The sequence below is a fragment of the Streptomyces candidus genome, assembly GCF_014207445.1.
Taxonomy (GTDB): Bacteria; Actinomycetota; Actinomycetes; order Streptomycetales; family Streptomycetaceae; genus Streptomyces; species Streptomyces candidus.
On record NZ_JACHEM010000007.1, the window covers coordinates 334,259 to 349,232 of the forward strand.

A 14,974-nucleotide genomic window follows, 5' to 3' on the forward strand; every position below is an offset into this window, starting at 1 on the left:
CTGGAGAGTTCGATGAGCACGTCCCCCAACAAGTACGTCGAGGCGCTGCGGTCGTCGCTGAAGGAGATCGAGCGGCTCCGTCAGCAGAACCAGCAACTGGTGGCGGCCGCCGAGGAGCCCATCGCCGTCGTCGGGATCGGCTGCCGCTACCCCGGCGGCGTGACCTCCCCCGAGGACCTGTGGGACCTGGTCACCGAGGGCCGCGACGTCATGGGGGGCTTCCCCGCCGACCGGGGCTGGGACCTGGAACGCCTCGCGGGGGACGGCCCCGGCCACAGCCTCGCCCGGGAGGGCGCCTTCCTCTACGACATGGCGGACTTCGACCCCGGATTCTTCGGGATCTCACCCCGTGAGGCCGTCGCCATGGACCCCCAGCAGCGACTGCTGCTGGAGGTCGCCTGGGAGGCCCTGGAGCGCGCCGGCATCGACCCGCTGACCCTGCGCGGCAGCCGCGCCGGCGTGTTCGTCGGCACCGCCGGGCAGGACTACGCCGCGGTCATCAACGCCTCCGACGAGGACGCGGAGCAGTTCTCCACCACCGGGCACGCCGCGAGCGTCATCTCCGGACGCCTCTCCTACACCCTCGGGGCCGAAGGCCCCGCCGTCACCGTCGACACCGCCTGCTCCTCCTCCCTGGTGGCCCTGCACTGGGCGGCGCAGTCCCTGCGCAACGGCGAATGCAGCATGGCCCTGGCGGGCGGCGCCTCCGTGATGGCGACGCCCGGCCCCTTCGTCTCCTTCACCGCGCAGAGCGGCTTGGCCGCCGACGGCCGCTGCAAGTCCTTCTCCCAGGACGCCGACGGCACCGGCTGGGGCGAGGGCGCGGCCGTCCTCGTACTGGAGCGGCTCTCCGACGCCCAGCGTGCCGGACACCCCGTGCTGGCCGTGCTGCGCGGCAGCGCGATCAACCAGGACGGCGCCTCCAACGGCCTGTCCGCACCCCACGGCCCCTCCCAGCGGCGCGTCATCCGCGCGGCCCTGGAGAACGCCCGGCTGACACCCGCCGACGTGGACCTCGTCGAGGCCCACGGCACGGGCACCACGCTCGGCGACCCCATCGAGGCCCAGGCACTGCTGGCCACCTACGGCCAGGACCGCGAACACCCGCTGCGGCTGGGGTCGGTCAAGTCGAACATCGGGCACACGATGGCGGCCTCCGGCGCCGCCGGCGTCATCAAAATGATCATGGCGTTGCGGCACGGTCTGATGCCGCGCAGCCTCCACGCGGGCGAACCCTCCCACGACGTGGACTGGACCACCGGCGCCGTCGAACTGCTCGACCAGCCCGCCCAGTGGCCCGAGACGGGCCGCGCCCGGCGCGCCGCCGTCTCCTCGTTCGGCGTCAGCGGCACCAACGCCCATGTGATCCTCGAACAGGCCCCGGCCCTCCCCGAGACCGCCCCCGCCGACGACAGCGCCGTACCCGCCGTCATCCCCTGGGCCCTCTCCGGCCGGTCCGCCGCCGCCCTGGCCGAGCAGCGCACCCGGCTGCTCTCCTCCATCGAGCGCAACCCCGGCGTGCGGCCCGTCGACATCGGTCACTCCCTCGCCACCGGCCGCTCCGCCTTCGAATACCGCTCCGTCCTGCTCCCCGGCGCCCCCGAGCCCACGCAGATCGCCGAGGGCGTGGCCGACGAGGGACTGCTCGCCGTCCTGTTCTCCGGCCAGGGATCCCAGCGCCTCGGCATGGGACGCGAACTCCACGCCCGGTTCCCGGTGTTCGCCCAGGCCTTCGACGCCGCCGCCGACGCACTCGCCCCCCACCTCGACCGACCGCTGCGCGACATCGTCTGGGGAAGCGACCCCGAACCGCTCGACGAGACCCGCTGGACCCAGCCCGCGCTCTTCGCCTTCGAGGTCGCCCTGTACCGCCTCGTCACCTCGCTCGGCCCGGCCCCCGACTTCGTCGGAGGCCACTCCATCGGCGAGATAGCCGCCGCCCACGTGGCAGGCGTCTTCTCCCTGGAGGACGCCTGCCGCCTCGTCGCCGCCCGCGCCTCACTGATGGCCGCCCTGCCCGCCGGCGGCGTCATGACCGCCGTCCGCGCCACCGAGGACGAGATCACCCCGCTGCTCACCGAGCGGGTCTCCATCGCAGCCGTCAACGGACCCACGTCCGTAGTGATCTCCGGCGACGAGAGCGCCGTACAGGACATCGCCGCGCACTTCGAGGCGCAGGGCCGCAAGACAACGCGCCTGCGCGTCTCCCACGCCTTCCACTCGCCGCTCATGGAACCGATGCTCGACGAGTTCCGCGCCGTCGCGCAGAGCCTGACCTACACCGAGCCCCGCATCCCCGTCGTGTCGAACGTGACCGGTCGGATCGCCGACGTCGAGGAACTGTGCTCCGCCGCCTACTGGGTACGGCACGTGCGCGAAGCCGTACGGTTCGCCGACGGCATCGACACCCTCACCGGACGCGGCGTCACCACCCTGCTGGAACTCGGACCCGACGGCGTGCTCTCCGCCATGGCCCAGGACTCCCTGACCGAGCAGGCGCAGATCGTGCCGCTGCTGCGCAAGGACCGCCCGGAGGAACTCGCCGCGGTCACCGCCCTCGCACGGGTGCACGTACGCGGCGCCACCGTCCGCTGGTCCGGCCTCTACGAAGGCTCCGGCGCCCAGCGCGTCGACCTGCCCACCTACCCGTTCCAGCGCCGCCGCTTCTGGCCCGCCGCCGCCCTCGACACCTCCGGCGACATGCGCGCCGCCGGCCTCGGCTCCGCCGGACACCCCCTGCTCGGCGCCGCCGTCGAACTCGCCGACGGCGAGGGCGCGCTGTTCACCAGCAGGCTCTCCCTGCGGACCCACCCCTGGCTCGCCGACCACGGCGTACGCGGGCGCGCCCTGCTGCCCGGTACGGCCTTCGTCGAACTGGCCATCCGCGCCGGCGACGAGGTCGACTGCGACCGCGTCGAGGAACTCGCCCTCGCCGCGCCGCTCGCCTTCCCCGAGCACGGCGCCGTCCAGCTCCAGGTACGCGTCGGCGCCGCCGACGCCGACGGCCGCCGCCCGCTCGGCGTCTACTCCCGCGCCGAGGACGGCTTCGACCTTCCCTGGTCCCAGCACGCCGGCGGCTTCCTCGCGCCCGGCGCGGTCGGCCCCGACCCCGGCTTCGACGCCACCGTGTGGCCGCCCCCCGGCGCGGACCCCGTCGACCTCGACGGCTGCTACGAACGGCTCGCCGCACTCGGCTTCGACTACGGCCCCGCCTTCCGCGGACTGCGCGCCGCCTGGCGGCGCGGCGACGAGGTGTACGCCGAGGTCACCCTCCCCGAGGACTCCGGCACCGACGCGAGCGCCTTCGGCCTCCACCCGGCCCTGCTCGACGCCGCCCAGCACGCGGCGGCCTTCACCGACCTCGGCGCCATCAGCCGCGGCGGGCTGCCGTTCGCCTGGGAAGGCGTGTCACTGACCGCCTCCGGCGCCACGGCGGTACGCGCCCGCCTCGCCCCCGCCGGCGACGACACCGTCTCCATCGCGATCTACGACACCGCGGGCGGCCCGGTCCTCTCCGTGGACTCCCTCGTCTCGCGCGCGGTCCCCACCGCCGACCTCGACGCCACCGGCCCCATCCACCGGGACTCCCTGTTCCGCGTGGACTGGACCGAAACGAAGGCCCCGGCCCCCGCCGCACCCGACGCGGTCGCCGTGATCGGCACCGACCACCTCGGCCTGGCGGACCACCTGCGCACCGCGGGCGTCCCCGTCACCACCCACCCCGGCCTGACCGCACTCGCCGCCTCGGACGCACCGGTCCCCGCCGTGGTCCTCCTCACCGCGAACGGCGTACCCGGCACCACGGACGAAGGCGTTGTGGCGGCGACCCACGCCCTGGGCGCCACCGCCCTCGCCCACCTCCACCACTGGCTCGACGAGGACCGCTTCGCCGACGCACGCCTGGTCTTCGTCACCCGGGGCGCGCACACCGGCGACGACCTCGCAGCCGCCTCGGTCCACGGCCTCGTACGAACGGCCAGGACCGAGAACCCGGGACGCCTCGGCCTCCTGGACATCGACCCCGGCACGGCCTCTCCCCCTCTGGAGGCCGTGCCGGCGCTCCTGCGCTCCGCACTGTCGGCCGCGGCCGACGAGCCCGACCTCGCGGTCCGCGGCACACAGCTGCTCGCCGCCCGCCTGACCCGCGTCCAGGCCCCCGCCGTGCGCCCCTCCTGGGACGCCGAGGGCACCGTCCTCATCACCGGCGGCACCGGCGGCCTCGGCGGCGTCCTCGCCCGCCACCTCGTCACCGAGCACGGCGTACGCCACCTGCTGCTCGCCAGCCGCCGCGGCCCCGCCGCCGCAGGCGCCGAGGAACTCCGGGACGAACTCGCCGCACAGGGCGCCCAAGTGACCGTGGCACCCTGTGACGTCATCGACCGGACCGCACTGGCGGACCTGCTGGAGACCGTCCCCGCCGACCACCCGCTCACCGCCGTCGTCCACACCGCCGGCGTCGTCGACGACGGCGTGATCGGCTCGCTGACCCCCCAGCGGCTCGACAGCGTGCTGCGCCCGAAGGCCGACGCGGCATGGCACCTCCACGAGCTGACCCGGGACCTCGACCTGGCCGCGTTCGTCCTCTTCTCCTCCGTCGCGGCCACCCTCGGCAGCCCCGGACAGGCCAACTACGCGGCAGGCAACGCCTTCCTGGACGCCCTGGCCACCCACCGGCAGAACCACGGACTGCCGGCCCACTCCCTTGCCTGGGGCCCCTGGACCCGGAGCGTCGGCATGACCGGCACGCTCACCGACATCGACGTCGAACGCATCGCCCGCTCCGGTATGCCGCCCCTGGCCGTCCCCCAGGGCCTGGCCCTGTTCGACGCCGCCCTCGCCACGGACACCGCGGTCCTCGCACCCGTACGCCTCGACCTGCCCGTCCTGCGCGCCCAGGGCGACATCCCGCCCCTGCTGCGCGGCCTCATCCGCACCCCGGGCCGCCGCGCCGCCGCCCAGATCTCGCAGACCGCCGGCGGCCTCGCCGAGCGCCTCGCCGGACTGAACGCCGCCGAACGCCGTGACGTCCTCCTCGACCTGGTCCGCGGCCAGATCGCCCGGGTACTGGGACACGCCGACGCGACGGACGTCGAGGCGTCCCGCCAGTTCCAGGACCTCGGCTTCGACTCCCTGACCGCCGTCGAACTGCGCAACGGCCTCAACACCGTGACCGGCCTGCGGCTCCCCGCGACCATGGTCTTCGACTACCCGACCCCGAGCGCCCTCGCCGACCACATGCGCGACGAACTGCTCGGCACCACGGAAGAGACACCTGCGGCGCCGGCCGCCGTCGCCCTGCCCCCGGGCGGCGACGACGCGATCGCCATCGTCGGCATGGCCTGCCGGTACCCGGGCGGAGTGACCTCGCCCGAGGACCTCTGGCGACTGGTCACGGAGGGCGGCGACGCCATCTCCGGCTTCCCCACCAACCGCGGCTGGGACCTCGACGGCCTCTACGACCCGGACCCCGACCACCCCGGCCGCACCCACGTCTGCGAAGGCGGCTTCCTGCACACGGCGGGCGACTTCGACCCGGCGTTCTTCGGGATGAGCCCGCGTGAGGCCATGGCGACCGACTCCCAGCAGCGGCTCCTGCTGGAGACGTCGTGGGAGGCGATCGAGCGGGCGGGCATCGACCCGGTCTCGCTGAAGGGCAGCGCGACCGGCGTCTTCGCCGGTGTCATGTACAACGACTACGGGCCGCTGCTCACGGGCGAGGAGTACGAAGCCTTCCGGGGCAACGGCAGCGCACCGAGTGTGGCCTCCGGCCGGGTGTCCTACACCCTGGGCCTGGAGGGCCCGGCGGTGACGGTGGACACGGCGTGCTCTTCCTCCCTGGTCGGCATGCACCTCGCGGCCCAGGCCCTGCGGAGCGGCGAGTGCTCGCTGGCACTGGCGGGCGGTGTCACCGTCATGTCCACCCCGAGCACCTTCGTCGAGTTCTCCCGGGCCCGCGGCCTGGCCCCCGACGGCCGCTCCAAGGCGTTCTCCGAGTCCGCCGACGGTGTCGCCTGGTCGGAGGGCGTCGGCATGCTGGTGCTGGAGCGCCTCTCCGACGCCCGGCGCAACGGCCACCAGGTGCTGGCCGTGGTGCGGGGCAGTGCGGTCAACCAGGACGGTGCGTCCAACGGTCTGACGGCGCCCAACGGTCCCTCGCAGCAGCGTGTGATCCGTCAGGCGCTTGCCAGCGGCGGGTTGTCGGCCGGGGACGTGGATGTGGTCGAGGCGCACGGTACGGGCACCACGTTGGGTGACCCGATCGAGGCGCAGGCGTTGTTGGCGACGTACGGTCGCGATCGTGACGAGGACCGGCCGTTGCTGCTGGGCTCGGTGAAGTCGAACATCGGCCACACCCAGGCCGCCGCCGGTGTCGCCGGTGTGATCAAGATGGTGATGGCGATGCGGCACGGTGTGCTCCCGCAGACGCTGCACGTGACCGAGCCGTCCTCGCACGTGGAGTGGTCGGCGGGCGCGGTGGAACTGCTGACGGAGCCCACGCCGTGGCCGGAGGCCGGTCGTGTGCGGCGCGCCGGCGTCTCGTCGTTCGGCATCAGCGGTACGAACGCGCACGTCATCCTGGAGCAGTCGCCGAACCTCATCCACGGGACCGTGGTCGTCGAAGGCACGCCCACGGCGCACGAGCCGGGCGTGGTGCCGTGGGTCCTGTCCGGCAGGACGCCGGAAGCGCTGGCTGCCCAGGCGGCGCGGCTGCTGTCGGTGGTGGACGGCGAGACGGCTTCCCGTCCGGTGGACGTCGGTTACTCGCTGGTGACGAGCCGGTCGGTGTTCGAGCACCGTGCGGTGGTGCTGGCGGGTGGGTCCTTCGATGGGGTGCGCGCGTTGACTGCTCTTGCGTCCGGTGAGCCGGATGCGTCGGTGGTGTCGGGTGCGGTGGTCGGTGGCAGGTCGGCGGTGTTGTTCTCGGGTCAGGGTTCTCAGCGGTTGGGGATGGGCCGGGAGTTGTACGGCCGGTTCCCGGTGTTCGCGGAGGCTCTGGATTCGGTACTGGCTGTACTGGATCCGCTGCTGGAGCGCCCGCTGCGCGAGGTGATGTGGGGCGAGGACGCCGATCTGCTGAACGAGACGGGCTTCACCCAGCCCGCGTTGTTCGCTATCGAGGTGGCGTTGTTCCGCCTGGTGGAGTCGTGGGGTGTGGTCCCTGACTTCGTGGCGGGGCATTCGATCGGTGAGATCGCGGCGGCGCATGTGGCGGGGGTGTTCTCGTTGGAGGACGCTTGCACGTTGGTGGCGGCGCGGGCGAGGCTGATGCAGGCACTGCCCACCGGTGGTGCGATGGTGGCGGTGCAGGCGGCGGAGGACGAGGTCCTGCCGCTGCTGGCCGAGGGTGTGTCGATCGCGGCTGTCAACGGCCCTTCTTCGGTGGTGGTTTCCGGTGACGAGCAGGCGGCGGTGAAGGTCGCGGCCGAGCTCGCCGAGCTGGGCCGCAAGACGACACGCCTGCGGGTTTCGCATGCTTTCCATTCGCCGTTGATGGATCCGATGCTGGAGGAGTTCCGCACGGTCGCGGAGGGGCTGGCGTATGCCGAGCCGGTCATCCCGGTGGTGTCGAATCTGACCGGTGGCGTGGCGTCGGCCGAGGAGCTGTGCTCGGCCGAGTACTGGGTACGGCATGTCCGTGAGGCCGTGCGCTTCGCCGACGGCATCCGGTCCCTCGCCGAACAGGGTGTGTCCACGTTCCTGGAGCTGGGCCCGGACGGGGTCCTCTCCGCCATGGCGCAGGAGTCCGTGTCCGAGGGGGCCGTGACCGTACCGGCACTCCGCAAGGACCGGGCGGAAGATTCGACGATGCTCGCCGCACTGGCTCAGCTGCATGTGCGAGGTACCGCCGTGGACTGGCTCACCGTGTTCGCCGGTACGGGCGCCGTGCCGGTCGACCTCCCCACGTATCCCTTCCAGCACCAGTGGATCTGGCCGGCCGGTTCGCAGGCCGACGCCGCCGGTGACGTGCGCGCCGCCGGACTGGGGGCGTCCGGGCACCCGCTGCTCGGCGCGACCGTCGAACTCGCCGAGGGCGAGGGCGCGTTGGTGACGGGACGGCTGTCCGTCCAGTCGCACCCCTGGCTCGCCGATCACGCGGTCATGGGCCGGGTCCTGGTGCCGGGCACCGCGCTGCTGGAGCTGGCGTTCCGCGCCGGTGACGAGGTCGGTTGCGACCGGGTCGAGGAGCTCACGCTCGCGGCCCCCCTGGTGCTGCCCGAGGACGGCGCGGTCCGGGTACAGGTGCGCGTCGGAGCCGCGGACGACGGCGACCGGCATCCGATCACCGTGCACTCCCGGCTCGACGGCGCCGACGAGCAGCCGTGGACGCAGCATGCCTCGGGTGTCCTGGCGGTGGGTGACCAGGCATCGGCTGATGACTTCGATGCGACGGTGTGGCCGCCTGCGGGTGCGGAGGCGCTGGACGTCGAGGGCTGCTACGAGCGGTTCGCGGAGCTGGGCTTCGCCTATGGTCCGGTGTTCCAGGGTCTGCGGGCCGCGTGGGTCCGGGGTGGTGAGGTCTTTGCCGAGGTGAGTCTGCCGGAGGGCGCGCAGGGTGATGCGGCTGCGTTCGGTCTGCATCCGGCTCTGCTGGACTCGGCGCTGCATGCTTCCCTGCTCGCCGGTGAGGCAAGTGGCGAGGGTGGTGGTGGTCTGCCGTTCTCGTGGGAGGGTGTGTCGCTCGTCGCGTCGGGTGCTTCCGCGCTGCGGGTGCGGATCGCTCCGGTGACCGGCCGGGACGCGGTGTCGATCTCGGTGGCCGACCTGTCCGGGGCGCCGGTCGCCTCGGTCGACTCCCTGCTCGTCCGGGCAGTGACGAACGAAGAGCTGAGCGCGGACGCCGCGCTGGCCAGGGACGCGCTGTTCGGCCTCGACTGGGTTCCGGTGCCGCCGGGCGCCGAGGCGCATGAAGCCGTCGCCCTGATAGGACCCGACACGTTCGGGCTCGTCGACGATCTCACCGGAGCGGGAGCGACCGTCGAGACGTACACCGACCTTGCATCTCTGGCAGCCGGTGACGCACCGGTGCCGGGCGCCGTGCTGGTGAGCGTTGCCGGTGGGGACCGGGGCGATGTCGTGGAGTCGGTCCACGCTCTGACCACGAAAGCACTGACGCTTGCTCAGGAGTGGCTGGCCGACGAACGGTTCGCCGACTCGCGGCTGGTGTTCGTCACCCGTGGCGCGACCGCGTCCGGCGACGAGGACATCACGGATGTCGCCGCCTCCTCGGTGTGGGGCCTGGTGCGCTCCGCGCAGACGGAGAACCCCGGCTGCTTCGGCCTGGTGGACCTCGGCCTCACCGACGACACCTTCGTGCAGCTCGCCCACGCACTGACCGTCGATGAGCCCCAACTGGTCATCCGCGACAACGGAATCCGTGCGGGCCGCCTCGCCCGGCTGGAGTCGGGAACGGGGCTCGTGCCGCCGGCCGGAGTGCCGTGGCGGCTGGACAGCGAGACGAAGGGCAGCCTGGACGGACTGGCCCTGACACCGTTCCCCGAGGTGCTTGAGCCGCTGACCGGCCACGAGGTGCGGATCGAGGTCCGGGCCGCCGGTGTGAACTTCCGCGACGTCCTCAAGGCGCTCGACATGTACCCCGGCGACGCCGGACGCATGGGGCGCGAGGCCGCGGGTGTGGTGACCGAAGTCGGTCCCGAGGTGACGGACCTGAGGCCCGGCGACTCGGTCATGGGACTGGTGTCCGGTGGCTTCGGCTCCCTCGTGGTCGGTGACGCCCGGCTGCTCGCCCGCCTGCCCGAGGGGTGGTCGTGGGAGGTTGCGGCGTCGGTGCCGTTGGTGTTTTTGACGGCGTATTACGCGTTGGTGGAGTTGGGTGGGGTGCGGCCGGGGGAGAAGGTGCTGATCCATGCCGGTGCGGGTGGTGTGGGTATGGCGGCGGTTCAGGTGGCGCGTCATCTGGGTGCGGAGGTCTTCGCGACGGCCAGTGAGGGCAAGTGGGAGGTGTTGCGTTCGTTGGGGGTGGCGGACGATCACATTGCGTCGTCGCGGTCGACGGAGTTCGAGGGGGCGTTCCGTGCGGTCAGTGGTGGGGGTGTGGATGTTGTTCTGAACTCGTTGGCGGGTGAGTTCGTGGATGCGTCGTTGCGTCTGGTGGGTGCGGGTGGGCGTTTCCTGGAGATGGGCAAGACGGATGTGCGGGCGGCGGGGGATGTGCCGGCGGGGGTGGAGTACCGGGCGTTCGATTTGGGGTGGGTGGATCCGGTGGGGATCCAGCGGATGCTTGGCGTGGTGGTGGAGTGGTTCGGGCGTGGGGTTGTGGAGCCGTTGCCGGTGCGGGTGTGGGATGTGCGCCGGGCGAGGGAGGCGTTTCGGTTCATGAGTCTGGCGCGGCATGTGGGCAAGATCGTGTTGTCGATGCCGCGGGTGTGGGATGCGCGGGGCACGGTGTTGGTGACGGGTGGTACGGGTGGTCTGGGTGGGGTGCTGGCGCGTCATTTGGTGGCGGAGCGTGGGGTGCGGCATCTGCTGTTGACCAGTCGGCGTGGGTGGGATGCGCCGGGGGCGGTGGAGCTGGCGGACGAGTTGCGGGCGCTGGGTGCGTGTGTGGAGGTGGCGGCGTGCGATGTGGCTGATCGTGAGGCGCTGGCGGGGTTGTTGGCGTCGGTGGCGGTGGAGCATCCGCTGACGGCGGTGGTGCATACGGCGGGTGTGCTCGATGACGGTGTGGTCGGTTCGCTGAGTGCGGAGCGGTTGGCGGGGGTGCTGCGTCCGAAGGTGGACGCGGCGTGGAATTTGCACGAGCTGACCCGCGACCTCGACCTCGCCGCCTTCGTCCTCTACTCCTCGGTCTCCGGAGTCATCGGAGGCGCGGGACAGGCCAACTACGCATCAGGCAACGCCTTCCTCGACGCGCTCGCCGCGCACCGGCAGGCCGAGGGTCTGCCGGGCGTCTCGCTCGCCTGGGGCGCCTGGAACCAGGGTGCCGGCATGACGAGCGGTCTCGGAGAGGCCGACCTGCGCCGGGCCGCCGAGGCGGGCATGCCCCTGCTCTCGGTCGACCAGGGCATCGCACTGTTCGACGCCGCCCTGGCCACCGGTCAGGCCGCAGTGGCGCCCGTACGACTGGACCTGTCCGCGCTGCGCGCCCAGGGCGCCGTCACACCACTGCTGCGAGGTCTGGTCCGCCCAGGCACACGACGTACGTCAGTCACGGGCCCCGGGACCCGTACGGACGCGGGCCTCGCCGAGCGACTCGGCAAGCTGGAGCGTGCCGAACGGCACGAAGCGCTGCTCACCTTGGTAAGGGACCAGGCCGCTCTGGTGCTCGGCCACACGAGCGGGGACGGAGTCGACCCGACACGCGCGTTCCGTGACCTGGGCTTCGACTCGCTGACCGCCGTCGAACTGCGCAACCGACTGAACACGACAACCGGACTGCGGCTGCCCGCGACGATGGTCTTCGACTACCCGACCGTCGAGGCCCTGGCCGACCATCTGCTCGACGAACTCGTCGGCCCGGAGCCCGCAGACACGGACGCGACGACGTCCGGACCGGGACTCTCCGAGGCCATGCTCGACGACGATCCGGTAGTGATCGTGGGCATGAGCTGCCGCTTCCCCGGCGGTATCAGCACGCCGGAGGATCTGTGGCGCGTGGTCACGGAGGGCACCGACGTCGTCACCGACTTCCCGGTCAACCGCGGCTGGGACGTCGAAGCTCTCTACCACCCCGACCCCGAGCACATGGGCACCTCCTACACCCGCTCGGGCGGATTCCTGCACGACGCGGGCGAGTTCGACCCGGCGTTCTTCGGGATGAGCCCGCGTGAGGCGATGGCGACCGACTCCCAGCAGCGGCTGCTGCTGGAGACGTCGTGGGAGGCGATCGAGCGGGCCGGCATCGACCCCGTGTCGCTGCGCGAGAGTCAAACCGCCGTATTCGCCGGTGTGATGTACGGCGGCTACAACACCAAACTGAGCGGCAAGGAGTTCGAGGGCTTCCAGGGCCAGGGCAGCGCACTGAGCGTCGCCTCCGGCCGGGTCTCGTACACCTTCGGATTCGAGGGTCCGGCGGTGACGGTGGACACGGCGTGTTCGTCGTCGCTCGTGGCGATGCACCTGGCCGCGCAGGCACTGCGCAGTGGTGAGTGCTCGCTGGCCCTGGCCGGTGGTGTCACCGTGATGTCGGTCCCCGACACCTTCGTGGAATTCTCCCGTCAGCGGGGGCTGGCCCCCGACGGCCGGTCCAAGCCCTTCTCCGAGTCGGCCGACGGCGTCGGCTGGTCCGAGGGCATCGGCATGCTCCTCCTGGAGCGGCAGTCCGACGCGCTGCGCAACGGCCACGAGATCCTGGCCGTGGTGCGCGGCAGCGCGGTCAATCAGGACGGCGCGTCCAACGGCATGACGGCGCCCAACGGTCCCTCGCAGCAGCGAGTGATCCGCCAGGCGCTCGCGAGCGGAGGACTCTCGCCCGCCGAGGTCGACGCGGTGGAGGCGCACGGTACGGGCACCACGCTGGGCGACCCGATCGAGGCGCAGGCCCTGATCGCGACGTACGGACGCGACCGCGACCCGGAGCGCCCGCTCCTGCTGGGCTCGGTGAAGTCGAACCTGGGACACACGCAGGCCGCCGCGGGTGCGGCGGGTGTCATCAAGATGATCATGGCGATGCGGCACGAGGTGCTGCCGCAGACCCTGAACGTGACCGAGCCGTCCTCGCACGTGGACTGGTCCGCGGGCGCGGTGGAGTTGCTGACGGAGCCGACGCCGTGGCCGGAGGCCGGTCGTGCGCGGCGTGCGGGTGTGTCGTCGTTCGGGATCAGCGGTACGAACGCGCACGTCATCCTGGAGCAGCCGGCGCACGTCATCCAGGGAACGGTGGTGACGGGGGCCGAGGCTCCCGTGGTGGAGCTGGGCGTGGCGCCGTGGGTGCTGTCCGGCAAGACGCCGGAGGCGCTGCGCGGCCAGGCCGCCAGGCTTCTCTCCTACATCCAGGCACGGCCGGAGCTGCGGCCGGTGGACGTCGGCTACTCGCTGGCCACGGGCCGCTCGAAGTTCGAGCACCGCGCGGTGGTACCGACCGGCGAGCGCACGGAGACGATCCGCGCACTGGCAGCGCTGGCGGTCGGTGAGCCGGATCCGTTGGTGGTGTCGGGTGCGGTGGTCGGTGGCAGGTCGGCGGTGTTGTTCTCGGGTCAGGGTTCTCAGCGGTTGGGGATGGGCCGGGAGTTGTACGGCCGGTTCCCGGTGTTCGCGGAGGCGCTGGATTCGGTACTGGCTGTACTGGATCCGCTGCTGGAGCGCCCGCTGCGTGAGGTGATGTGGGGCGAGGACGCCGAGCTGTTGAACGAGACGGGCTTTACTCAGCCGGCGTTGTTCGCCATCGAGGTGGCGTTGTTCCGCCTGGTGGAGTCGTGGGGTGTGGTCCCGGACTTCGTGGCGGGGCATTCGATCGGTGAGATCGCTGCGGCGCATGTGGCGGGGGTGTTCTCGCTGGAGGATGCCTGCAAGTTGGTGGCGGCGCGGGCACGGCTGATGCAGGCCCTGCCGGCCGGTGGTGCGATGGTGGCGGTGCAGGCGACGGAGGACGAGGTTCTGCCGCTGCTGGTCGAGCGGGAGAGCCGGGTCTCGATCGCGGCCGTCAACGGCCCGTCGTCCGTGGTGATCTCCGGTGACGAGCGGGCGGCCCTGGAGGTGGCGGCGCAACTCGCCGAGCTGGGGCGTAAGACGACGCGACTGCGTGTCTCGCACGCGTTCCATTCGCCGTTGATGGATCCGATGCTGGAGGAGTTCCGGGCGGTCGCGGAGAGCCTGTCGTACGCCGAGCCGGTCATCCCGGTGGTCTCCAACCTGACGGGGGCGGTGGCGTCGGCCGAGGAGCTGTGCTCGGCCGAGTACTGGGTGCGCCATGTCCGTGAGGCCGTGCGCTTCGCCGACGGCGTCCGCACCCTTGGTGTGCAGGGTGTGACGGCGTTCCTGGAGCTGGGCCCGGACGGAGTGCTCTCCGCCATGGCCCGGGAATCGGTGCCGGACGAGGCCGTGACAGTGCCCGTTCTCCGTAAGAACCGGGACGAGGAGCTGTCGGCTGTCGCGGCGTTGTCCCAACTGCATGTGTGTGGCGCGGTGGTGGACTGGGCGCGGTTCTTCGAGGGCACCGGGGCGTCGCGGGTGGATGTTCCGACGTACGCCTTCGAGCACCAGATGTTCTGGCCTCGGAGCCTGCGCGGCGGTGCTGATGACGCGGCGGCGGTCGGGCTGGTGTCGGCCGGTCACCCCCTGCTCAACGGTGTAGTGGAGCTGGCCGACGACGAGGGTGTGCTGTTCACCGGCAGGCTGTCGGGGCACTCGCACACCTGGTTGGCCGATCACGCGGTGATGGGCCGGGTCCTGCTGCCGGGCACGGCGTTCCTGGAGCTGGCGATCCGAGCGGGCGACGAGGTCGGCTGCGACCGAGTGGAAGAGCTGACGCTCGCCGCGCCGCTCGCCCTTCCGGAGCGCGGCGCGGTCCAGATGCAGGTGCGGGTAGGTGTGGCGGACGAGTCGGGTCGGCGCACCGTCGCGGTCCACTCGCGTCTTGAGGGCGAGGTGGAAGCAGCATGGACCCAGCACGCGACGGGCGTACTCGCCGAAGGGCATCCGGCCGATTCCGCTGCTGATTTCGATGCGTCGGTCTGGCCGCCGACCGGTGCCGACCCCGTCGAACTGGACGGGTTCTACGAGGCGCGCACGGCCGAAGGCTTCGCCTACGGCCCGGTGTTCCAGGGCCTGCGGGCCGCCTGGAGGCGGGACGGCGAGGTCTTCGCCGAGGTGAGCCTGCCGGAGGGTGCAGGGAGCGACGCGGAGGCATTCGGCCTGCACCCCGCTCTGCTGGACTCTGTGTTGCATGCGGGGTGGTTCTTGGACTCGTCGGGTGAGGGTGGTGGTGTGCCGTTCTCGTGGAGTGGAGTGTCGCTGCTGGCATCGGGTGCCTCTGCGGTCCGGGTGAGGCTGGTGCGTGAGGCTGATGGCGCGTTGT

General features: G+C 72.0%; 1 protein-coding gene. It reads left to right on the top strand.

The window, feature by feature from the left end; all coding sequences use genetic code 11:
- Positions 1–12: 12 nt before the first annotated feature.
- The coding region (locus HNQ79_RS16275; protein WP_185031591.1) for a type I polyketide synthase at positions 13–14,974 on the top strand (14,962 nt) is incomplete at its 3' end.